The sequence below is a fragment of the Calyptranema fuscum S582 genome, from assembly GCF_055793305.1.
In genome coordinates this window covers 53,184-74,861 of sequence record NZ_JBSLYH010000025.1, presented here as the reverse complement: position 1 = coordinate 74,861, position 21,678 = coordinate 53,184, and the positions used below count along the sequence as shown (strand labels likewise).

At 47.5% G+C, this 21,678-nt stretch carries 20 protein-coding genes; 7 read left to right on the top strand and 13 right to left on the bottom strand.

Annotated features, from left to right (window positions below):
* Positions 1 to 55: 55 nt before the first annotated feature.
* Positions 56 to 1,198, top strand: coding sequence for a DUF3086 domain-containing protein (locus ACR6Z4_RS17530; RefSeq protein WP_479718596.1), 1,143 nt, complete (start codon positions 56 to 58; stop codon positions 1,196 to 1,198).
* Positions 1,199 to 1,538: 340 nt separating this feature from the next.
* Positions 1,539 to 2,216: a glycerol-3-phosphate 1-O-acyltransferase PlsY gene (gene plsY, locus ACR6Z4_RS17525; RefSeq protein WP_479718595.1), complete on the top strand. Its 678-nt coding sequence runs from the start codon at positions 1,539 to 1,541 to the stop codon at positions 2,214 to 2,216.
* 136 nt (positions 2,217 to 2,352) lie between these two features.
* Here the strand turns inward: plsY and mtnA are convergent, their stop codons facing one another.
* The 7 genes from mtnA to ACR6Z4_RS17490 all read right to left on the bottom strand — a co-directional run bounded on the left by mtnA (position 2,353) and on the right by ACR6Z4_RS17490 (position 12,773).
* The gene (mtnA, locus tag ACR6Z4_RS17520) at positions 2,353 to 3,411 is read right to left on the bottom strand and encodes an S-methyl-5-thioribose-1-phosphate isomerase (protein WP_479718594.1); all 1,059 of its coding nucleotides are present in this window, start codon (positions 3,409 to 3,411) and stop codon (positions 2,353 to 2,355) included.
* A gap of 96 nt (positions 3,412 to 3,507) precedes the next feature.
* Positions 3,508 to 3,795, bottom strand: coding sequence for a DUF2281 domain-containing protein (locus ACR6Z4_RS17515; protein ID WP_479718593.1), 288 nt, complete (start codon positions 3,793 to 3,795; stop codon positions 3,508 to 3,510).
* A 123-nt stretch (positions 3,796 to 3,918) separates the two neighbouring features.
* A complete protein-coding gene (locus ACR6Z4_RS17510) occupies positions 3,919 to 7,785 on the bottom strand; it encodes a tetratricopeptide repeat protein (RefSeq protein WP_479718592.1) in 3,867 nt (1,288 codons plus the stop codon).
* Between the two features lie 166 nt (positions 7,786 to 7,951).
* On the bottom strand, positions 7,952 to 10,945 hold the full coding sequence (locus ACR6Z4_RS17505; RefSeq protein ID WP_479718591.1) for a CHAT domain-containing protein: 2,994 nt from the start codon (positions 10,943 to 10,945) through the stop codon (positions 7,952 to 7,954).
* A 160-nt stretch (positions 10,946 to 11,105) separates the two neighbouring features.
* Entirely contained in the window at positions 11,106 to 11,261 is a 156-nt protein-coding gene (locus ACR6Z4_RS17500) for a hypothetical protein (protein WP_479718590.1), read from the bottom strand.
* A gap of 49 nt (positions 11,262 to 11,310) precedes the next feature.
* Positions 11,311 to 11,811: an anthrone oxygenase family protein gene (locus tag ACR6Z4_RS17495; RefSeq protein WP_479718589.1), complete on the bottom strand. Its 501-nt coding sequence runs from the start codon at positions 11,809 to 11,811 to the stop codon at positions 11,311 to 11,313.
* Positions 11,812 to 12,140: 329 nt separating this feature from the next.
* Positions 12,141 to 12,773 (bottom strand): FMN-dependent NADH-azoreductase, encoded by a 633-nt coding sequence (locus ACR6Z4_RS17490; protein ID WP_479718588.1) that lies wholly within the window; start codon positions 12,771 to 12,773, stop codon positions 12,141 to 12,143.
* 240 nt (positions 12,774 to 13,013) lie between these two features.
* On the opposite strand from ACR6Z4_RS17490, the gene ACR6Z4_RS17485 reads away from it, so the two are divergent.
* Together ACR6Z4_RS17485 and ACR6Z4_RS17480 are read left to right on the top strand one after the other, a co-directional pair.
* Positions 13,014 to 13,604, top strand: coding sequence for a class I SAM-dependent methyltransferase (locus ACR6Z4_RS17485; RefSeq protein ID WP_479718587.1), 591 nt, complete (start codon positions 13,014 to 13,016; stop codon positions 13,602 to 13,604).
* 83 nt (positions 13,605 to 13,687) lie between these two features.
* Entirely contained in the window at positions 13,688 to 14,044 is a 357-nt protein-coding gene (locus tag ACR6Z4_RS17480) for a Spx/MgsR family RNA polymerase-binding regulatory protein (protein WP_479718586.1), read from the top strand.
* Here ACR6Z4_RS17480 and ACR6Z4_RS17475 read toward each other — a convergent pair.
* Positions 14,041 to 14,397, bottom strand: coding sequence for a hypothetical protein (locus tag ACR6Z4_RS17475; RefSeq protein WP_479718585.1), 357 nt, complete (start codon positions 14,395 to 14,397; stop codon positions 14,041 to 14,043). The genes ACR6Z4_RS17480 and ACR6Z4_RS17475 overlap by 4 nt on opposite strands.
* A 21-nt stretch (positions 14,398 to 14,418) precedes the next feature.
* Here ACR6Z4_RS17475 and ACR6Z4_RS17470 point away from each other — a divergent pair, with 21 nt between their 5' ends.
* Positions 14,419 to 14,814 carry an ACT domain-containing protein gene (locus tag ACR6Z4_RS17470; protein ID WP_479718584.1) on the top strand — a complete coding sequence of 132 codons (396 nt, stop codon included), beginning with the start codon at positions 14,419 to 14,421 and terminating at the stop codon, positions 14,812 to 14,814.
* Between the two features lie 106 nt (positions 14,815 to 14,920).
* Here the strand turns inward: ACR6Z4_RS17470 and ACR6Z4_RS17465 are convergent, their stop codons facing one another.
* Together ACR6Z4_RS17465 and ACR6Z4_RS17460 are read right to left on the bottom strand one after the other, a co-directional pair.
* Positions 14,921 to 15,721, bottom strand: coding sequence for a hypothetical protein (locus ACR6Z4_RS17465; protein WP_479718583.1), 801 nt, complete (start codon positions 15,719 to 15,721; stop codon positions 14,921 to 14,923).
* A gap of 55 nt (positions 15,722 to 15,776) precedes the next feature.
* Entirely contained in the window at positions 15,777 to 16,121 is a 345-nt protein-coding gene (locus tag ACR6Z4_RS17460) for a DUF3082 domain-containing protein (RefSeq protein WP_479718582.1), read from the bottom strand.
* A 310-nt stretch (positions 16,122 to 16,431) separates the two neighbouring features.
* Here ACR6Z4_RS17460 and ACR6Z4_RS17455 point away from each other — a divergent pair, with 310 nt between their 5' ends.
* Both ACR6Z4_RS17455 and ACR6Z4_RS17450 read left to right on the top strand, forming a co-directional pair.
* The gene (locus tag ACR6Z4_RS17455) at positions 16,432 to 17,814 is read left to right on the top strand and encodes a lysophospholipid acyltransferase family protein (protein ID WP_479718581.1); all 1,383 of its coding nucleotides are present in this window, start codon (positions 16,432 to 16,434) and stop codon (positions 17,812 to 17,814) included.
* A gap of 316 nt (positions 17,815 to 18,130) precedes the next feature.
* Positions 18,131 to 18,493, top strand: a complete 363-nt coding sequence (locus tag ACR6Z4_RS17450) for a VOC family protein (RefSeq protein ID WP_479718580.1) — start codon at positions 18,131 to 18,133, stop codon at positions 18,491 to 18,493.
* 83 nt (positions 18,494 to 18,576) lie between these two features.
* Here ACR6Z4_RS17450 and ACR6Z4_RS17445 read toward each other — a convergent pair whose 3' ends face one another.
* The 3 genes from ACR6Z4_RS17445 to ACR6Z4_RS17435 form a co-directional block, all read right to left on the bottom strand.
* A complete protein-coding gene (locus ACR6Z4_RS17445) occupies positions 18,577 to 19,353 on the bottom strand; it encodes an ABC transporter ATP-binding protein (protein ID WP_479718579.1) in 777 nt (258 codons plus the stop codon).
* A gap of 397 nt (positions 19,354 to 19,750) precedes the next feature.
* On the bottom strand, positions 19,751 to 20,608 hold the full coding sequence (locus ACR6Z4_RS17440; protein ID WP_479718578.1) for an ABC transporter permease: 858 nt from the start codon (positions 20,606 to 20,608) through the stop codon (positions 19,751 to 19,753).
* 12 nt (positions 20,609 to 20,620) lie between these two features.
* Positions 20,621 to 21,667, bottom strand: coding sequence for an ABC transporter substrate-binding protein (locus ACR6Z4_RS17435; RefSeq protein ID WP_479718577.1), 1,047 nt, complete (start codon positions 21,665 to 21,667; stop codon positions 20,621 to 20,623).
* Positions 21,668 to 21,678 lie beyond the last annotated feature (11 nt).

Genomic DNA, 21,678 nt, shown 5'->3' with positions numbered 1-21,678 from the left:
TTCTCCCTGCTGACGGTTTAATGAATTTGAGTCATTTCTCGCACCCTAGATACTCATGAATGCTGACGAATTGCCAACTTTAGCCGCATCTGTTGAACCGACCAACCCTTCATCATCGACGCCTGTGCCGGACGCATCAGGGAGTCTATTTGGCAGTTCGCTATCCTCTGCCCCGATCTCTAGCAGCACCCTTTCCAGCCTGTCTGCGACTGAACCCACTTCTGAGGTTGCCCTGTTAGAACAACGGTTGACCAGCTTGCGACAGGAAGAACAACGCCTCAAGCAAGAAATTGCGATGTTGCAATCGTCTCAAGCCCTGCTCAAAGACCAGGTGACTGATGCACAGACGGCGATCGGTCGCTTGATCAAAGAAGGATTGAGCGATCTTGAACAACGCCGACAAACGTTGCAGATTACCGTTGAGCAGTTAGAACGGCGGCAAGATCGGATCAAGTCGGAAATGCGAACCAGTTTTGCGGGAGTGTCTCAAGACCTGGCAATTCGGGTGCAGGGGTTTAAAGATTATCTCGTAGGGAGTCTGCAAGACCTGGCAGCCACGGCAGAGCAGTTGGAACTGGCACCCAAACTCCAGGAACAGAAGCGGGTTGCGCCGCCGGTTGAAAAGCGCGTTGAAGCCGATGCCCCAGCTCCACGATTTTCGCAACAGAGCTTTCAAGACGAATCGAAGCAAATTCGTTATTTGCTCGATCAATACCGGATGTCGCCTGATTATTATGGACCGCCCTGGCAATTGCGACGGACATTTGAGCCTGTCCATGCAGAACGAGTTTCGACCTGGTTTTTTACTCAGGGTGGGCGGGGTGCAATTCGGACGATGGGATCGCGGTTGCAAAATATTCTCGTTGTCTCGGCGGCGATCTCGATTTTGCGGAAAGTGCATGGCGATCGCCTGCGTACCTTAGTTTTGGCAGATTCTCCAGAACGATTAGGAGAATGGCGCAGAGGTTTACAAGATTGTCTGGGTATTTCTCGCACCGATTTTGGTGCTAATGAAGGGGTGGTGTTGTTTGAGACGCCTGAACCCCTGGCGCAACGTGCCGATCGCTTAGTCAAACAAAAGCTGTTGCCGCTGATCATTATCGATGAAGCCGAAGATGATCGGATTAGCTTATCGTTGTTGCAATTTCCCCTGTGGTTGGCGATCGCCGCTGACCCGATGAATCCACCGATGTATTAGGATCGGGGGTTTATAAAACCTAATTCTCTTTAAGAGCGCAATAGACCTGTTGCTGTGAACCCTGACTCTTGTCTCCCAGCAGATTGCCAAAATTGGTAAAGATGACAGGGTAAACTGTTAGCTAACAGCGATGAGGATCAGGAGGGTTGGCAGCGCGGCGACGCCGCGCTGCTAACTCCAAATCTATGATCTAAATCCAGGGTCATGAGGGACTTGCGCGAACATAAAATACCTGCGGGGCGTTATGGCTAGCGCCTAACACACCCTACAAACGGGGATATTATTGGTTCGCAAAATCCCGTAGCGCTTCAACCTCAAAACGTTACAAGGGGACGGTCGAATGGGTCTTTGGTTAGCTTATGTTCTGGCAGTGTTTGTCGTTGCCTACTTATTAGGAGCGACGCCGACGGGCTATTGGACTGGGCAAATCTTAAAGGGCATTGACATCCGTGAACATGGCTCAAAATCGACGGGTGCTACCAACGTGTTGCGCACGCTGGGCAAAGGACCTGCGGTTTTTGTATTGCTGGTGGATGTGTTAAAGGGCGCTGTGGCGATCGCTCTTACCCGATGGTTTTATTCTCTACCCGCCATTACGAGCATGGCTCCAGCGTCAATTGATTTAGCCGTATGGATTCCCTGGATGGTAACGCTGGCAGGGTTAGCAGCTATGGTTGGGCACAGCCGCTCGGTCTGGATCCAGTTTAGTGGTGGCAAGTCGGTTGCGACTGGGTTAGGGGTGATGTTGGCGATGTCGTGGCAAGTAGGACTGGGCACCCTGGCTGTATTTGGTTTGTTACTCGCCATCTGGCGAATTGTGTCGCTGGGGTCGATTGTGGCAGCGATCGCCGCTCCCGTTTTGATGCTGGTTCTGGCGCAACCGCTCCCTTATGTGTTAACGGCGATCGCCGGTGGGCTTTATATTGTTGTGCGGCATCGTGCCAATATTCAACGGTTGATGGCAGGTACCGAACCTCGGATTGGACAGAAACATTCAGAACCAGAGCAAGCCGCTTAAATGCGATCGCCCCAGACGTTCAATAAATCCATAGTGAAAGCGCCTACCCTTCGGGCAGGCGCTTTCACTACTAATTTAGGAGCGCGATAGGGTGAACTGTGGCGCAGTTCACCCTGAAAAAATACATCCCGATACCTTAACCCAACTGTTTTGAGCGAAATTGTTCTAACTCCGCAGGGGCGATCGCGCCATGCTCCGTAATAATGGCAGCAATCAGGTCAGCCGGAGTCACATCAAACGCCGGATTATAAAACTCCACACCATCTGGACAGATGCGGGTTTCACCAATCTGATATACCTCTGCCGGATCCCGTTCTTCAATCGGAATTTGACTGCCATCCACCAGCTTAAAATCGATGGTAGATAAGGGTGCTGCTACAAAGAAAGGAATGTTGTGTGCCTTTGCCACCAGTGCCAGGCTATAGGTGCCGATTTTATTGGCGGTGTCACCATTAGCAGCAATGCGATCGGCTCCGACTACGACTGCATCAATCATGCCCTTCTGCATACAATGGGCTGCCATGCTATCGGTAATCAGCGTTACGGGAATTCCTTCTTGCACACATTCCCAACTGGTTAGCCGTGCCCCTTGCAGCCGAGGACGCGTTTCATCGGCATAGAGCCGTTGCAACCGATCCTGATGCCATGCCGAACGCACTACACCCAATGCAGTACCATAGCCTGCGGTTGCCAATGCACCGGCATTACAGTGGGTTAACAACCGCAGTTGAGCAGGTTCGCTGGGTAATGCGGCTAAGCCATGTGCCCCGATCGCCAGACAGGTTTGAATATCTTCAGCATTGATGGCTTTCGCTGTATCGAGCAATGCGTGTTTGATCTGCTCGACCTCACCCTCAATTTTGTAGGCGGTTTTTAACATGCGCTCGATCGCCCAAAACAGATTTACTGCCGTCGGACGGGTTGCCCGTAGCTTTGTGGCAACCTCTTCTAACTGTTGCAGAAAAGTATCGCGATCGCTCGTTCGACTTTCTCTTGCCCCCAAATACATCCCATAGGCTGCTGCCACCCCAATAGCAGGCGCACCCCGGACAATCATGGTTTTGATTGCCAACGCCATATCGTCGCAACGGCTAATTTGTACGACATCATATTCTTCGGGTAAGCGGTTCTGGTCAATTAACCAAACATGATCATCTTGCCAAATGACGGGGTAAACCTGATTTGTGGGTGACATAGAACTCCAGCGCTAGTGAGGGTTAAAAGGGTCTGAATCCAACCCAAACCTACTATAGTCGCCGCTGTCGATTTTTGGCTGGCTCACCAACAAATTTCAAGGTGTCATTTGATAATCAGTATGGATTGAGCGATGCTCAAATTCTGTTAGTTCGGGGTCATTTCGGAAATCGTCTGCCATGGATGCCACAAAAGGAGTGAGCCATTGATGACGTTGTTCTAGAGGCAGTGTAGCCACTTGCTGAAGTGAGGGTACGGTTTGAGATGAAGGTTTGTCAGAAGCCGTTTTCTGCTGAAGGAGTTCAACAAAATCTAAAACGTCTTGAAGAACAGAGTCGGGTAGAGTCTGTAACTTTTCAACAATATTATCGGCTAAAAGACCCATATAACCATCCTAGTTTTAGGCGATGAATCAACTATAGCAATCCTAAATGGGTTATGAAAGGCGCACCCCTACGCGGTTCTCTCTCAACAACTTATGATTCACACCCTTAAGCATTGCTATCCATTACAGTCCATTGCCAATCAAAATGAAGGGTGCCCAGTAGTAGGGACGATTGAACGATGGTTGTGTCGGAGGATCTACACCTAATTCGGTAAAATCGCCTGTAATCAAAGCAATCTGGGCTTGTCGCAGGGCTTCAGCTTTAGTCATGTTCTGTTCTAAAGCTGCATAAAACGCATTCATTAACACCTGGGTGCCACCATCATCGACCGACCAGAGTGAGGCGATCGCTGCTTCTGCCCCAGTTTGTTGCACCTGATAACCAAAGCCTAAAATCTCTTCACCATTACCCAATGCCCCGCTAACCGCCGTTTTACAGGCACTTAAAATCACCAGATCGACATCCGGCAATGACCAATCAGACAATTCTCGCAGGGTAACGCGATCGCCATTGCCAAACACGATAAATGATTCTTCGGGCAGACCAGACACAAACTCGGCATGGGTAGCAAAGTGTAAAACCCGGTAATCATCCATTTGCGGTTCCACCGCAGCTCGACTGAACTGTCGATTGAACAGTGTTCGGGTATGGGGCACTTCAGCTGCAATATTTTCGACTTCTACCCCAGCAGATCGTAGCCCACTAAATTGGAAAGAGCGATCGCCTACCTGAAACGTATAGGTTTGCTGTGGATCGCTGAATGCTGCTGCCAACACACTCAGCGGTTGCGATGGACGGGGGGTGAAGTCGGTCAGAGAAGCCGCTGTAATCGAGTTGATAGCAAAGCGTTGAATCAGCCATTGCTGCCCATCATGCAATGCAGCTAAAGGAATATAACGCAATGCCCCATCGGCAGCATAGAGAAGCGTCTGCGTTCCCGCTGCTTGTAGCTCTGATTCCAACGGCTGAATCAACCATTGATAAAACTGTTGTCCCTCCATCTGTGCCCGATTGCCCGACGTTCGACTGGTCAACACGGTGCGAAACTGGACAATCGCTCGATTCAATTCCTCTCGACTCACGGACACCGTGCGCCGCACCACACCCTCAGTCGTCACCAACACTAACTCCAGGCGATCGTCCAGCACCAGCGGATAAAGCAGCGCCGCATTGCCCACCTGTTGCAAATTATCTTGCAATTTTGCCAACTGCTCCGGATTGAGGTTTTGCCCCCGTGCATTACGCCGCAGTTGTTCCACCAACCCCACCACCTCTGGATTCGTCAAAAACGCCTCAAAATCAGGCACTTCTTCCCCGACTTCCCCATCTCCCTCAGCGTCCCCATCTGCCAACATCTCATCAAAAATCTCTAAAATCTGCCGCTCCGGTTGCCATAAATCAAGCCCCTGTGCTGTCTGCTCGTTGCCCCGCACATTTCGCAAGTAATCTTCCAGTTCTTGCAGCTTCAGCAAATCCAAAACTTCCTGTGCTTCCAACACCCGATCTTGTTGAAGGAGCAGATCAACCAGATCACGATAATCATCAGCAATTGAACGAGCATAAGACTGTTGCATCTCTTGGGGTAAAACCTGAATTTCACCACGGATTTGCTCTCTAAGATTCACTGATTCCTTATAGAACAGGATTGCCAATTCCGGTTGATTTTGTGCAGTTAAGGCACGACCTATATCACATAAAACAAGTGCTTGACCTGCACGATCACCGATATCTTTAGTGATGATTAATGCTTGTTGATAAAATTCTAACGCCTGTGAATATTGCTCTAGCTCAGAATAAGCCACCCCTATATGGTTAAGGGTCATACTCTCACCCAATCGATCACCAATATCTCTTTGAATTGCTAATGCTTGTTGTCCAAATTCTAATGATTGTTGATATTGTCCTAACTTGCTATAAGTGGAGCCAATATTGCTAAGGGCTATTCCCTCCCAAGCACGATCACCAATTTCTCGGGCAATTAACAAAGCCTGCCGATAATAATCTAGCGCCTGTAAGGGTTGGTCTAATTTGTCGTAAGCAGAAGCAATGTGATTGAGTGCCACTCCTTCGCCCGCTCGATCGTCAATTTCTCTACTAAGAGCCAAGGCTTGTTGATAAAACGCTAATGATTGTGGATACTGTCCCAAGTTGATGTATGCTGCCCCGATGTTCCCTAGTGTTGTGCCTTCTAAAGAGCGATCGCCAATTTCTCTAGCAATCACCAATGCTTGTTGATAAGACTCTAAGCCTTGTGAATATTCTCCCAAAGCCTGGTTAGTTACTCCAATATTGTTGAGTGATACTCCTTCCCCTGCTCGATCGCCCATCTCTTTGCGAATAGCTAAGGCTTGTTGATAAAACTCTAATGCTTGTGAGTACTGCCCTACGTTGTCGTAAATTGTGCCAATGTTACTAAGCGTTGTACTCTCTCCCTCACGATCGCCAATGTTCCTGGCAATTTCTAATGCTTGCTGATAAAACGCTAACGCCTGTTGATACTGTCCTAAACTGCTATAAATCGAACCTATGTTACCGAGTGCAGTACCTTCTCCTTCGCGATCACCAATGTCTCTGGCGATTTCTAAAGCTTGTTGGTAAAACTCTAATGATTGTGGATATTGTCCCAAATTGCTATAAATCAGACCAATATTACCAAGAGCAGTTCCTTCTCCTTCGCGGTTACCAATGTCTCTGGCGATTCTTAAGGCTTGCTGGGTACTCTCTAACGCTTGTGAGTATTGTCCTAAAGCTTCATAGGTTGATCCAATGTTGGTGAGGGAAGCGCTTTCCCCTAAACGATCGCCAACTTCTCTGCGGATGCTTAATCCCTGTTGATAAAAACTTAATGCCTGGATATATTCTCCTAAGCTGTCATAGACTCCGCCAATGTTGTTAAGAGTTACCCCTTCTTGAGTCCGATCGCCCACTTCCTGGAAAATGACTAATGCTTGTTGGTAAACTTCTAGCGCTTGCGGATATTGTCCAAGCTTGTGATAAATTAACCCCATGTTAATGAGGGTAATACTTTCTCCAGAACGACTACCTGTTTCTCTACGGATAACTAATGCTTGTTGGCAAACTTCCAGTGCCTGTAAGTATTGACTAAGACTAATATGAACTGCACAAATATTATTGAGAATGATACCTTCAAGGGGAACATTACCTATTTCTGTAGAGATGCTTAGGGCTTGCTGATAATGATCTAGTGATTCTTCATATAACCCTAAATTGTCCTGTATAAATCCAATGTTATTGAGAATCTGTCCTTCGCCAATACGATCGCCTATTTCTCGATAGATTTCTAAAGCTTGTTGATAGGACTGAAGAGCTGCTTCATATTGACTCGTATTATTTAGCTGAGTCCCTCGCTGATTAAGTTGATAAGCTTCTGACTGACGATGAGCAGTTTCACTAAAGAGTGGTTCTTGTTGATTTGCTGGAACCACTTCTACAGTGACGCTATAACGTCCTTGCCCGGCTGCTGCATAAGCATTAGCAAAGAGGGTATAAGTTCCATCCTGCGGCAAATCCAAAAGGATTGCAGAGTTACGAGTGTCGTTATAATCATCATTTTGTACCAGTACTTTGCCATTAGGAGCCAGTAACCACAAATAGGGATCGAACTCCAGGCTTTCCATAACAATGGAAACTCGTTGCCCTGCTCGTCCCTCAAAGGTATAGGTGTCGTACCAGGAGTTATCTTCTTCAAGCACTGCATCCCCGGCTTCTAGAGTTCCTTCAACTCGTAGCAAGGTAGTAGTAGTAGTAGCAGGTGGTTCAGATGGTGTCTGAGCAGGATTGGGAACCGCGTCACTGGCAGTTGATTCTGCTGAGTCCGCCAGATTAGGGGGACTGTTGCCGGTAATAGGTATTTGGGCAATCGCCGTTTCAGTTCTAATTCCTAAGCACATCCCTAAACACACGATTGTGCCTGAGATCCAAAACAGCGGAGCGATCGCAGGTAGCCAGGGCAGGGGCAACTTTTTCATCTGGGTAGATTCTTAGCAACGCATGATTGTTGACTTATCAGGCGATCGATTTAATTTTACGCGAAGAAATGGGGCAGATGAGGAAGAGGAGCGATCTCGCTGATGGGTATAGCAAACGTCAATTAGGCTGTGCATAACCTCAGTACGATCGCCCTGCTCAATGAACTTACAAGCCATTGCCAATCAAAATGAAGGGTGCCCAGTAGTAGGGGCGATTGAGCGATGATTGTGTCGGGGGATCTACACCTAATTCGGTAAAATCACCTGTAATCAAAGCGATCTGAGCTTGTCGCAACGCTTCAGCTTTGGTCATGTTTTGTTCTAAGGCTGCATAAAACGCATTCATTAATACCTGGGTGCCGCCATCATCAACTGACCAGAGGGATGCGATCGCGGCTCTGGCTCCGGTTCGTTGGATTTGATAGCCAAAGCCGAGGATTTCTTCGCCATTACCAAGTTCACTGCCCACGGCGGTTTTGCACGCACTTAACACCACCAGATCGACGTTGGGGAGTGACCAGGTTGCCATATCGCGTAAATTGATGCGATCGCCATTGCCAAAGAGAATAAATGATTCTTCGGGTAGACCGGGGACAAATTCGGCATGGGTTGCCAGATGTACGACGGTGTAATCATCCATCTGGGGAATGGTAGCTTGCGGGGTAAAGGCTTGATCGAACAATTCGGTCGTATCAGGAATCTCAGCGGCAATATTGCTGACTTCAACCGCTGCAAAGGGCAAGCCACTAAAACTAAATTGCCGGGTACCCACCTGAAAATCGACGCTACCTTCAGTAAATGCTCCTGCCAAAACTCGTAATTGACCTTGCGGTGTGGTGTCAAAATCAGTCAGAGAAGCCGCTGTAATCACGTTGATGCGAAAGCTCTGTACCAACCATTGATTGCCGTCATACAGCGCGGCTAGGGGAATGTAGCGCAATTGCCCATCGGGGGCATAGAGGATGGTTTCAGCCTGGGCTTGTTGTAAATCTGCTTCAATCGGTTGAATCAGCCATTGATAAAGCTGTTGTGCCGAAATTCTAGCATCATTGGTGCGACTGGTTAAGTCAGTCCGAAACTGGGCGATCGCCCGATTCAATTCTTCGCGGGTGACAGCAACAGTACGCCGAATCGGGGGAGAGTAGGGCGTCACCAATACTAGTTCCAGCCGATCATCCAAAATTAAGGGATAGAGCAATACGGCATTTTGATTCAAGTTTTGCAAATTATCTTGCAGGGCAGTCAGTTGTTCTAAATCAAGATTTTGGCGGCGAGCGTTGCGGGTCAGTTGGGTGACGGCGGCAATCACATCATCGCGGTTGAGGAAATCATCAAAACTCAGTGCCAGTTCTTGTTGATTTGCCACTAATTCTGCTAAACGCTGTTGTTCGTCAGGGGTGCGATCTGCCATGGGGATAGCTCGTAGTTGCGATAGTTCTTGACCCTGAGCGATCGCATGATCATACAAGTCCACCAGCTGTTGTTCGGGTTGCAAATAGTCGATACCCTGAGCCGTCTGGCTGTTGCCCCGGACATCTTGCAAGTAGTCTTCCAGCTCTTGTACTTTCAACAAATCCAGTACTTGTTGGGCTTCTAACACCCGATCTTGTTGCAGTAGTAAATCTGCTAATTGACGATAGCTACCTGCTACCGTTGCCGTGTAAGACTGTTGCTCATCGGACGACAATGCTCGCAAATCTTGCCGAATTGCTTCTGTAATATTGACCGCTTGTTTGAAAAAGATGATGGCTAACTCAGGTTGGTTTTGGGCTGCCAGCAAGCCTCCCATGTTGCCTAACGTGATTCTTTCGCCAGGACGATTGCCCAATTCCTGTAAGATTGCCAGAGATTGCTGGTAGAAATCTAGCGCCTGGGGATAGTTTCCCTGATTGTTATAAATCAGCCCAATGTTATTGAGCGTAATTCCTTCTGTTTCTCGACTGCCCAGCTCTTGAACAATTGCTAAAGACTGTTGGTAAAATTCTAGTGCTCGATCGTACTGCCCCAAATCGTTATAGACCAACCCGATATTATTCAACGTCACCCCTTCACCTGCGCGATCGCCAATTTCTTGTCGAATGGCTAATGATTGTTGAAATACATTCAGTGCTTGATCATAGTCACCGAGATGGATATAGGTGTTGCCCGTGTACAGTAATACTTCTCCCTCGGCTCGCCGATTGCCAATGTCTCGATGAATCGCTAAGGCTTGCTGATAAAAATCTAATGCTTGCGGATATTGCCCCAATGCATCATGGGTGAAGCCAATATTATTAAATGTTTGCCCTTCTAATGCGCGATCGCCAATCTCTTTAGCGATCGCGGCTGCTTGTTGATATAGATCTAAGGCTTGCGAATATTGCCCAAGGTTGAAGTAAACATTGCCACTATTACTCAGCACATAGCCTTCACCCGACCGATTGCCCGTTTCTCGATGAATCGCTAAGGCTTGCTGATATACGTCTAAGGCTTGCTGATATTGCCCCATGCGTTCATTCGTAAACGCAATATTATTCAGCGTTGTCCCTTCTACAAAGCGATTACCCACCTGACGTTGAATGGTTAAGGCTTGTTGATACACCTCTAATGCTTCAGGGTAGCGACTTTGATAGGTATAAATCAACCCAATGTTGTTGAGCGTGGTACCTTCTGCGGCTCGATTGCCCACCGCTTGATGGATTGCCAATGCTTGTTGAAATAGATCCAACGCCTGAGGATAATCGCCTAAGGCGTTATAAACCAAACCCATATCATTTAAAACAATCCCTTCCTCTGACCGCAACCCCGCTGCCCGGATATAGGTCAGCACTTGCTGAAACGAAGCTAATGCGTCCCGAAATTCTCCTTGTTGATATTGCTGGGCACCACTCTGATAGCGCTGAAGTGCTTCTGATTCAGAAGATATAGCTTGACTTAATAGCAACCCCTGTCCCATTCCGGCGGCTGGGATCGCATTCATGGGTACTGGAGAAACCGATGCGCGTGCGATCGCCGCTGTTGGGTCTGAAGTTGCATGTGGAGTCGAGGGGTTTACGGTCAAATTTAGACTCAAATCCACTGCCGTCGCTGCCGTCACAGGTCGAGAAACAGCGATCGCTGGCAATACCGTCAGCGTCAGCGACAGACACATAACCCGATGAATCAAGTATTGCGCAGCCATAGGACAAGGTTCTTGCAATCACAAGAAAATAGGGATCTCAGCAATCGTCAGGAAACAGGTGACAGAGTCAGAACAGGTGTAGCGATCGCCTCACTATTCACATCCGGAACAGGGGGCTAAACCTGCCCACACCGACCGTAGAAGCATTCCCTACTCTAAATTATCCTACGACGCCATGACTGCGGTTAAATTGCAATGATTTGAGAAGCGATCGCCAGAGTAACGACGGATTTACCAACATCATCTGAGACGTTTGCGGTGCAGAGTCAACCCGCACAGCGCTATGGCAATCCCAAATGGCTTGTGAGAGGCGCACCCCTTCGGGGTGCGCCTCTCACAAGCCGCTCAGGTAAATTTATCAGACTCTACAGTTTTAGTGGAGCATTGAGGGTCATTGTAAATAAGGCGGCGGCGATGAAGGCAGCGATCGTCCGAACATGATTCCAAAATGTCCAATTGGTCAGGTATTTAGCCCAGAGATCTGCACCTTCTGGACTGTTGGGGTTAGCGGCAGCCAACGCATCATTCAGCGGCACATTAAACACCATCGTCACTCCAAAGCAACCGATCAGGTAGAGCAAAGCACTGAACAGTAAATAAGCCGTACCGGGTTGTTGCCACCGCAGAAGTGAAAAGCCAATTAACACCAGACAAACAACACTCGTTCCTAAAAACGCAGTCATAAACCAGGGGTTAATCACTGTGATGTTGATCGATTGCATGGCGGCAATTCCCTGTGCAGGTGGTTGTTGCTCCAGAGCCTTCATCACAAAGGTTGAGAAGGCAAAGAACACGCCAGCGATTAACCCACATCCAAGTACTGCAATCAGTTTTAGCGGAAAATATAGTGGTTCAAGCATAACCATCACCCAGTTTTGGTTGAGGAGAACTTAGTCGAGGGTAAATGAATCCGTTTCCAGGGAACCCGCAGGACGGTATATGCAGACAATAGTACCTTTACGGGTTGTGCTGGAACGAACGAGTTGTAGAGTAGAGGGCACTTCAACATTGTCGAAGAGCCGCTTGCCTGTACCTAGTACACCAACTTAAACGTTTTAGAGGGGGTGGAGGGGATAAAATCCCCTCTTGGGGGCGCAGTCCCCAAAACCCCATGTTGCAAAGTTTGGTGTTTGCAACACTAGAATGACTGGAAAAATCAAGAAGCGGTATTCATCAAGGTATGGCGTCCTGCTATTTATGCAGCAACTAGCTCCGTGATTTTGTGACGAGCATTGGCGATCGACTCTGCTAACTTTTGTCCGCCAGACTCATCATTCTCGACGTGAACAAAGGTAATATCTGTGATGCCCATAAACCCGAAAACGGTCACAAGGTAGGGATCATGGTGGTTCATGGTTTCGTAGCGTCCACCGGGTTGAAAGCCAGAATCTCCCCGTGCCTCAATAATAAACATTTTCTTACCCAGGACGAGCGGTTTATAGACATTGCCAGCCTCGTTGGATTCAATATCAACAGTGCGCCCAATTCGGACTATCTGGTCGATATATGCCTTAAATCCGCTAGGTACACTGAAGTTATACATGGGCACACCAATGACATAGATATCAGCTGCCAAAAATTCGTCTACCAGTTGATCACTGACGCGAATCGCTTCCTGAAGTTGGGGGGTGTAGTGTTCTGGGGATGAAAAAGCAGCCGCAATCCAGGCTTCATCCACATGGGGAATGGGATTGCGCCCCACATCTCGATAGGCGATCGCATCGTTGGGATGCTGCTGTTTCCACTGTTCGATGAACTCACGAGTCATGCGGCGAGAGTGGGAGCGTTCTCCGCGTGGACTTGCATCAATGTGTAGTAAATATGCCATTGTTTTTCCCAATTCCCATAGTGATTTCTCAAGACACTTTTAGATTAGAAAATGGCTTGTTCTTTCGCTATCTGATTCTTGCGGCACTATCACATTCTTGAGATGAGTTGCCCTTAGTTCAATCCCAACTGGGTGATCAAAGGCGCGTCCACAATCCATCTAGAATGGCTATATTGGCTCGCAAATCCCTTAGAATTCTCTTTAATCACCTGTACCGACGGCAACCCATGGAGAAAACGAATGTGGGATGAAAGATATAGCGCAGAAGAGTATGCTTATGGCACAGATCCAAACCAGTTTTTGGAAGAGAATGTCAGCCGCATTCCCAAAGGTCACGTTCTCAGCCTGGCTGAAGGAGAAGGGCGAAATGCTGTTTTCCTGGCAAAGCAGGGATATGCCGTAACTGCGGTAGACGTATCGGTGGTGGGTTTGAATAAAGCCAGAAAGTTAGCCGAAAAGAACGGGGTTGTGGTTGATTTTGTTCATGCTGATTTAGCAGAGTATGAGTTGGGCGAAAATCGGTGGGATGGAATTGTGTCAATCTTTTGTCCCTTGCCCCCGGCTGTGAGAAGACACCTGTACAAAAAAGTAGAAGCAGGCTTAAAGCAAAACGGTGTTTTTTTGCTTGAAGCGTACACGCCTGATCAGTTGAAGCATGGCACGGGTGGCGGCAATTCAGTCGATTTGATGCAATCGCAAGAATCTTTAAGCCTTGAGTTAGCGGGCTTAACGTTTACGCATTTAGTTGAGCTTGAGCGGAATGTGGTAGAAGGGATTTATCACACAGGTATGGCAGCTGTGGTGCAGGCGATCGCATTCAAAGCCCCATAATGCCTGTTTTGCTGATGCGCTAATCGCTAAAAGCCAACAATTAATCATCTACACTAGAAACTGTTATGTAGAATGTGTGACTAATGGCTATTCAAGTCTATGGCATCCCCAACTGTGGCACCTGTAAGAAAGCATTTACCTGGCTTAAGAATAACGGGATCGACTACGAATTTATTGACACCAAAGAGCATCCCCCAACCCGCGACATGATCCAAGGTTGGGTCAGTGCGTTAGGGTTTAAGCCAATGCGGAATACCTCCGGACAGTCGTACCGGGCGTTGGGCGTTGAGAAAGATGACTGGACAGAAGAAGAATGGGTCAAAGCGTTTGCTCAAGATGCAATGCTGTTAAAGCGCCCTCTTTTTGTGAAAGAAGGGACAGCGGTTTTGGTAGGGTTTCGTGATCAGGAAGGTACTATCCGCGAAAAATTAAGGGGTTAGGGCGTTGCGCTTTCTAGATCGGCAACTTTTTCTTCTAGTGTAATAATGCGATCGCGCAGTTCGATCGCCAGCGTTGCTAATCGGTCGAACATGGGGTCAGATGAAGCGGCTGAACTGGAGGGTTCAGAGCTTTGAACCGGGGGAGATAATTCAACCCCAGAGGCTCGGCCTAACCGGGCAACATCTGACTCTAGGCGATTGACACGCGATCGCAAGGTACTATTTTCGGTTTCCAGACGAGAAACCCGAGCCGTCACATTGGACGAAACCTGCGCTGTGGTGATGGGCTGTAGTGACAAGACCAGCAACAGCACTATGCCAATTAAAAGACCAAAGCGTTTGAGTAACATCATCGCAAATTTCAGGGAAAGACAATGTTTGGAGAAAAAGATTTAACCACGCTGCTACGCTCCATGCAGCCTCAACTTTTCCCAGAAGACTACGTGTTTTGCTGTGTTCCTGTTACCCAGGTGAGGCAGCTAGAGATCCTCCCGGTTTGTCAGTTTCGAGAACCTGAAGGACTGACGTTAATTATAACGAAGCAAGAAGCGGAACAGTTGCAACTGGATTACGTATTTGTTTGCAAGATGATTACGTTGACGATTCATTCTAGCTTAGAAGCCGTTGGCTTTCTGGCAGCGATCGCTCGACAGTTGACTGAACATGGGATCAGCAGCAATGTTGTGTCTGCATACTACCACGACCATCTTTTTGTGCCTGTCGAAAAAGCAGATTTAGCCATGCAAGTATTACGTCAGATGACGGGCTAATAGCCGCAAACCGAGTGTAAGATAAGCGGGTTGTGAGAGGCGCACCCTTCGGGGTGCGCCTCTTATAAGTCCGTGGGGATGGTTATAGATCAGCGATCGCGGATGATTAAGGAATACGAATCAGATTTTTAGCTAACTGTTCTCGAATGGGAACCTGATATTTTTTCCCCGCTTTAGTGAGTACCCAAATTGTCATTTTCAGATACCAAAACGGCACGGTTAAAATATATCGAATAAAGCTTTTGCCTACGTTTACATAATGGTCTCGAAAATGTTGCGCAGGAATGTCTAGCGGCGTATGACCATAATCAGCAAAGATTTCTAAGGCATCCCGGTGTAATTCTAATAGCGTGCTGTAGTCTGCTTGAGGCAGAGATTGTAGATAAGCCTGAGGGAGGCGAGGAAAGTGTCCGGCGGCAATTGAAATGCTACTCAAATATAAGCCGCTCTCAAACTCGGAAAAAATAGTAGAATACTGAATTCGTCCAACAACATGATTCATCTCCCAATAGAGAGGAGACTGCCGATCTTTAAAGATAAATACCAGGGATTCATAAGTTGTGTGTTTAATATAGTAGCGCTCAATCTCCTCAAATCCTAGACGTTCAATTTTAACGATTTCTGTCTTTAATTCGTCTAAAACAGCATCAAATTTTTTACTTGGAATCGTTTGAACTGGGACATCATTGACTAACAGTGATGCAAGGCTAACATAATTAGTTGCTGCCTGAAACAGCACCATTCCAGATAATAAAAGGCTAAAGAAAATCAGCGGGTTGGGTGAGTAATAAATACTCCACAGGGCAATGCAAACGGCAAAGATAAAGGACGCTTTAATCCGATATAAAAACGTCAAAAACCCCAACAATTTCAAGTTAATGTTAGGTTCTTTGGGGTGTTCCTGCATGGTGATGAATCAACTCATCCAAGTTTGATAACGGTCAGTAGAGCCAGATTAAATATTATTTTTCCTGGGGTTGCCCAAGTTGCTGAATCAAAAGTTTGATGCCCAGGGCGATGAGTCCTAACGTGGCGATCGCAAAGATGGCAGTTGCCATGGTGCTTAACCCAACCACCAAGGTTCGAACCGCAATCGAAATCTTAACAGCAAACTGATTACCCGATGGAATTGCTTTGCTAGCAAAGGTTTGGGCAATTGAGGCGGTTAAGAAATAGAGCGCTGTGGCGATCGCGCCAGAAATCGATGCCCCACTAAAACATCGCAAGGGGGAGACTGAACTTTGGCTTGCTTCACCCTGAGGGGTCGGTGAAGACGAGGGCGGTTGGGTGGGCGTGGGATTGACCATAACGAATAAAACCTGGCTATGTGAACCTTCACAGATGAAACCTAGTGTAAACCTGAGTTGACTAACATCTGTAGACCAATTGTAAAAGAGTTGTTGGGGATCGGGGATTTAATAAAACCGAAGATTTAGTTTTGGAAGCGCAGCAACGCCGCGCTCCCAAAACCAGGTAGGGGTATTCATGTCATGTTTTTTGGGATGCGGATCTGGGCGATGAGATTTAGTGTGAGTGCCACACGGAGCGCAGCACTCACACCTGGGTTGTATTTAATGTGTGATCCCAGGTTCTTTAGCAGAATTCGGGTGAGGATTGATGACACAGCAACCCTATTTAATGCGTGAAAATGATCGGTTGTGCAAGTGCCCACCCTCCGGGTGGGCACTTGCACAACTGATTTGGGTCGCTATAGCTGCTAAAGGATTGCTAGAGTGGAGTTTGAATCCCAGCGGTTTTCGGTTTAGTACTGTCAATCATTGCTACATGACAAACTCTCAACATCTACCCGATTTCTATCCGTCTCGGCTTAATCCCCTAGCCGTTCGTTTGTTTCAAAAAATTGCTCCGCTCTTTTGCTATTGGCGCTATCGGATGAGTTTGGATGTTAGCCCCAACTGTATCGCAACGCTTCGATCGATCCAATCTCACCGTTTGTTATTGCTGCCCAACCATCCTACTTTTTATGACTGGAGTGCTATTTTTTTGCTGTCGGCACGTCTGGGAGAGGTGTTTCACTTTATGGCAGCCTATGAGCGCTTCAGAGGATTTGAAGGGTGGTTTTTGCAACATATGGGGGCGTATTCAATTCGTAGGGGATTGGGCGATCGCAAAAGTGTTGCCAAAACTTTGGAATTGATTAGCCAAGCCGATAGCCGTCTGGTCATTTTTCCGGAAGGTGGGTGTTCGTTCCAAAATGATACGGTTATGCCATTTCGGGTGGGTGCGATTCAAATTGCGCTACAAGCCATGAATCGCATGGTCAAACAGGGTGAAGCGAAGCCTGATTTATATGCCGTTCCCATCAGCATCAAGTATCGCTATACCAGCAATATGGATACGGTGATTCATAATACCCTGAGTCGGCTGGAGCAAGCCCTTCAGATTGCACCTGTAGGCAATTCGTATGAGCGTTTGCGGGCAGTTGCAGAACAAGTGTTGATCAGCTTTGAAAAAGATTATGGCTTGTATGATGATGCGATCGCGCAAACTGATTGGAATCAGCGGATTCCTCGCCTTAAGGATCATGTTTTGCAAGCATGTGAACAAAAGCTAGGAATCACCCCCGCAGCCAATGATTTAGCACGAGAACGGGTTTATCGAATTCAATATACGCTTGAATCTTTTGCTGAACGGTTTGCCAATGAAGACTTTTGGACGTATGAATTAATGCATCAAGCGGCAGCGCGATTGTTGAATTTTGATGCCATGTATGATGGCTATGTCGCTGATCATCCTACCCCAGAAAGATTCTTAGATACCCTAATTCGCCTGGAACGGGATGTATTTAAGATTGATCAACCGCCTCCTAAAGGGTTTCGTAAAGTTTATATCCGCATTGGCGATCCGGTGAATCTGGGTGATTATTTTGAACACTATCAACGCGATCGCAGTAAAACGGTCATGCTCCTGGTTGAACATCTGCATCAAGCCGTGCAAACCAATCTCAACATTCTTTCTAAAGGACTGGCAGAGCAGTAACGTTCCCAGTTTTTCATAGTTGGGTAAGGGTATTTATGTAATGATTTTTTGTGGCGCGGGCGTCGCCCGCGCCACAAAAAATCATTATCTTTCTAGTAGACCCAATTAAAAGTTTTACAACGGGGTGTAGGAGTGAAACCCCTGCGTGGGGGTGCAGCCCCCACATCCCATGTTGCAGAATTTAGTGTTCGTAACACTAGGACTACTGATGTTTGATAGTCATTAGGTGTTGTGAGGGAACCGTGCTGAGCGTAACTCTCTCAACACCCATAATCGATTCAGGCGCAAAGCGCTATAGAACAGGAGGAACATCGTCATGCAGCTGACTCAATATCTCCATACAGCAGTACTGGTCACAGATTTACAAGCCGCCGAACATTTTTATGGCACTGTTTTAGGATTGGAAAAAGTCGATCGGGTGCTGAAGTTTCCAGGTGCCTGGTATCAGTTGGGCACTATTCAGGTGCATTTAATTGTCGATTCATCCTATCGTTGCCAACCACAAAACCCTGAAAAACTAGGACGCGATCGCCATCTTGCCTTTGCCGTTGCGGATCTTCAGGCAGCTAAAGAAGAGTTAATCGCGCAAGGATATTCTATCCAGATGAGTGCATCTGGGCGACCAGCCTTATTTACTCAAGATCCAGATGGCAATATCATCGAACTCAATCAAAACTAAGCTGGTAGTGTTTCAAACCTGTTGTTAATGCTTTGGGAAAGCGCACTCCGTGCGCTTTCCCAAAGCATGATTACCTGGCACGATTAACTCGCAAGGATCGTTTCTTCGTCTTTACCGCGTAATAGATCCATGATGTCGTCACGATAGCTTTGGAAAACAGCTTGACGTTTAATATGATAGTCGCGTTGCTCGGAAAGTTCGATCTGAATCTCGCGCTGAATTGTACCGGGGTGTGCAGTTAAGACATAAATTCGTTGGGATAAAAAGACGGCTTCTTCTACATCATGGGTAATCATTAAAATACTCGTTTGAGTACGTCGCCATACTTCTAACAAGAACTGCTGCATGGTCTCTTTGGTTTGTACGTCTAATGCGCCAAAGGGTTCATCCATTAATAAGATCTTGGGTTGGGATGCTAATGCACGGGCGATCGCCACTCGTTGTTTCATCCCCCCTGAAAGCTCTTTGGGCAAGGCTTTGGCAAACTTGGTTAATCCTACAACTTCCAGATAATAGGAGGTGCGCTGACGTCGTTCTATTGCCGAAATTCCTTGTAACTTTAAGCCAAATCCGACATTTTCCTGTACCGACATCCAGGGATAGAGGGTATAGTTTTGGAACACCATGCCCCGATCTGCACCGGGTCCTGTCACTTTGATTCCGTCTACTAACACGTCACCACTGCTGGGCAAGTCTAACCCCGCAACCAGTCGCAGTAAGGTTGATTTTCCAGAACCCGATGCACCCACCGCACAGACAAATTCACCTTCTTCAACATGAAAACTGATATCTTTCAGAGCCGTAATCGTGCCATTGCTGGTCGGAAATTGTTTGTAGAGGTGATTGACTTCGAGGTGCATAGTTAGAGATTGGGGTTAAGGATCAGAGACAGGTTTTAATGTAGGGGTTTAGCATTTGGATAGAGATTTAGGAAATGCATTACAGGAAAATTGCCAAATGCTAAACCCGGACAAATTTTGGCTAGAGATTTGGGACGTGCATTACAAGAAAATTGCCAAATGCTAAACCCGCACAAATTTTGGCTAGAGATTTAGGAAATGCATTACAGGAAAATTGCCAAATGCTAAACCCGGACAAATTTTGGCTAGAGATTTGGGACGTGCATTACAAGAAAATTGCCAAATGCTAAACCCGCACAAATTTTGGCTAGAGATTTAGGACGTGCATTACAGGAAAATTGCCAAATGCTAAACCCGGACAAATCTTGGATGGAGATTTAGGACGTGCATTACATTTTTACTGCGACCATCGGCAACTCAGGCGTAGAGCAAGGCGAAACAATAAATCGATCGCCAGTCCAATCAACCCAATCACAATCAATCCAGCAAAGATTTCATCAGTTTTGAGGAAGCGTTGAGCCAGACTAATGCGTTTTCCTAAGCCTTCATTAGCCGCAACCAGTTCTGCCACAATCACCAGGTTCCAGGACGCTGCCATATTCACCCGACACGCATCCAGGATGTTGGGAGTGATATAAGGAAAAATCACCTGTAACAAGACTTGCAACCGCCGACCCCCCAGAGTATAGGTGGTTTCAATCATCTCTTTGGGGACGAACTTAACGGCATCCATCACCATCAACGTATTGAAGAACAGGGTGCCAATGAAGATCAACAAGATCTTTGGAGTTTCGCCTAACCCAAAGTAGAGAATCAGCAGAGGAATGAAGGCAGGGGCAGGCATATAGCGAACAATGCCGATGATCGGTTCTAGTAATGCCCGCACGCTCGCAAAGCTACCCATAAGTGCGCCCATGGGAATCGAAATCAAAGCTGCCAGGGTGAAGCCTCCTAAGACCCGTAGCAAGCTATAGGCAATGTCTTTGGGCAAAATACCATCAACCCAGAGGCGATGGAGCGCCGCAATCACCTGGGCTGGAGTTGGCAGCAAGTAGGCAGGTTGCACCACACCACTAGTAGAAACAAGCCACCACGCCAGCAACGGCACCACAATCGACAAGACAATTAAAACCAGGGCAAGGCGTCTGGGAATGTTTTCTGCGATGCGCCAGAAGACAGTCGGGGGAAGCATCCGCGAAGGGCGATCGCCCTTTGCATTGGCAAAATCTTGAATCGGCTCGAAGGATGAACTCATGGCGATCGCTCCTTAGCTTGAATGAGCCGCAGCGTATGCTTTGATAAAGCGATCGTCAAATAGCTTGGTCAGGTCAGGTGCCTGTGCTGCCAGCCCTGACTCTACCAGGAACTTTGTAATTTCTTCAGCCGCATAGGACAACGACGTCATATCCGTTCCCGGTTCCATCGTCTTCAAATTGTCTTCCAGTGTAAAAATCTTGGTTCCGGCATCATATTCTTTGTATTCATCGATGGAGACAGCCGCCCGCTTTGCCAAAATTTCTAGGGCTGCATCTTTGTTTTGGTCGATATAATCCAACGTGGCGAACCAGCTATTGACCAATGCCTGCACTGCGTCTGGGCGTTCGTCTACCATCTTGCGGCTGACGACCAGATGGTCAGAAATTGCCCCCGGAAAGTCTTTAGAGCTAAACAGCGTTTTGCTACCCGGACGAGCCAGGGCAGTGGTGGTAAAGGGTGCAAACACACCGACGGCATCCAGTTGACCCGACGCAAATGCCGCTGCTGCCGCACCCGTTTCTAAAGGCTGGAAGTCAATATCTGCCTGGGTCATCCCTGCTTTTTCTAAGCCCAGGAGCAAGAGGAAATGATCGACAGTGCCTTCCTCAGCCGCCACTTTCTTACCGCGCAAATCTTCGATGCTATTAATGCCTTCAGCGGCAATAATCTGGTCGTTGCCTGTGGAGTTGTCGTTGGTCAACACAATCACCAGATCGGCACCTCCAGAGACTGAGCTAATGGTGTCATTTAAGGTTTGGCTATTGCCATCTAACTGGGTGGATGCCAGAGCATTGATTGAATCCAAATAGCCATCAAACCATTTCAGATCGACCTTGACATTATTGGCTTCAAATAACCCCTGCTCTTGCGTGACTTGCCAGGGAATCCAACCCGGCCATGCACTAAACCCTAAGGTGACGACCTCGCCTGCGGCAGATGAGGAAGCGTCAGGAGAAGCTGGGTCAGCCGTTTGATTGGAAGATGGGGTACAACTAATGGCAAAAAACAAACCCACTAGAAATACAACACCCCAAGTCAATAGCTTACGAATCTTCATTGAGCCTCCTT

Bases quoted from the DNA above. Each gene is read 5' to 3' on its own strand.
- ACR6Z4_RS17530 (WP_479718596.1), top strand. From the start codon at position 56: ATGAATGCTGACGAATTGCCAACTTTAGCCGCATCTGTTGAACCGACC.
- plsY (WP_479718595.1), top strand. From the start codon at position 1,539: ATGGGTCTTTGGTTAGCTTATGTTCTGGCAGTGTTTGTCGTTGCCTAC.
- mtnA (WP_479718594.1), bottom strand. From the start codon at position 3,411: ATGTCACCCACAAATCAGGTTTACCCCGTCATTTGGCAAGATGATCAT.
- ACR6Z4_RS17515 (WP_479718593.1), bottom strand. From the start codon at position 3,795: ATGGGTCTTTTAGCCGATAATATTGTTGAAAAGTTACAGACTCTACCC.
- ACR6Z4_RS17510 (WP_479718592.1), bottom strand. From the start codon at position 7,785: ATGAAAAAGTTGCCCCTGCCCTGGCTACCTGCGATCGCTCCGCTGTTT.
- ACR6Z4_RS17505 (WP_479718591.1), bottom strand. From the start codon at position 10,945: ATGGCTGCGCAATACTTGATTCATCGGGTTATGTGTCTGTCGCTGACG.
- ACR6Z4_RS17495 (WP_479718589.1), bottom strand. From the start codon at position 11,811: ATGGTTATGCTTGAACCACTATATTTTCCGCTAAAACTGATTGCAGTA.
- ACR6Z4_RS17490 (WP_479718588.1), bottom strand. From the start codon at position 12,773: ATGGCATATTTACTACACATTGATGCAAGTCCACGCGGAGAACGCTCC.
- ACR6Z4_RS17485 (WP_479718587.1), top strand. From the start codon at position 13,014: ATGTGGGATGAAAGATATAGCGCAGAAGAGTATGCTTATGGCACAGAT.
- ACR6Z4_RS17480 (WP_479718586.1), top strand. From the start codon at position 13,688: ATGGCTATTCAAGTCTATGGCATCCCCAACTGTGGCACCTGTAAGAAA.
- ACR6Z4_RS17475 (WP_479718585.1), bottom strand. From the start codon at position 14,397: ATGATGTTACTCAAACGCTTTGGTCTTTTAATTGGCATAGTGCTGTTG.
- ACR6Z4_RS17470 (WP_479718584.1), top strand. From the start codon at position 14,419: ATGTTTGGAGAAAAAGATTTAACCACGCTGCTACGCTCCATGCAGCCT.
- ACR6Z4_RS17465 (WP_479718583.1), bottom strand. From the start codon at position 15,721: ATGCAGGAACACCCCAAAGAACCTAACATTAACTTGAAATTGTTGGGG.
- ACR6Z4_RS17460 (WP_479718582.1), bottom strand. From the start codon at position 16,121: ATGGTCAATCCCACGCCCACCCAACCGCCCTCGTCTTCACCGACCCCT.
- ACR6Z4_RS17455 (WP_479718581.1), top strand. From the start codon at position 16,432: ATGACACAGCAACCCTATTTAATGCGTGAAAATGATCGGTTGTGCAAG.
- ACR6Z4_RS17450 (WP_479718580.1), top strand. From the start codon at position 18,131: ATGCAGCTGACTCAATATCTCCATACAGCAGTACTGGTCACAGATTTA.
- ACR6Z4_RS17445 (WP_479718579.1), bottom strand. From the start codon at position 19,353: ATGCACCTCGAAGTCAATCACCTCTACAAACAATTTCCGACCAGCAAT.
- ACR6Z4_RS17440 (WP_479718578.1), bottom strand. From the start codon at position 20,608: ATGAGTTCATCCTTCGAGCCGATTCAAGATTTTGCCAATGCAAAGGGC.
- ACR6Z4_RS17435 (WP_479718577.1), bottom strand. From the start codon at position 21,667: ATGAAGATTCGTAAGCTATTGACTTGGGGTGTTGTATTTCTAGTGGGT.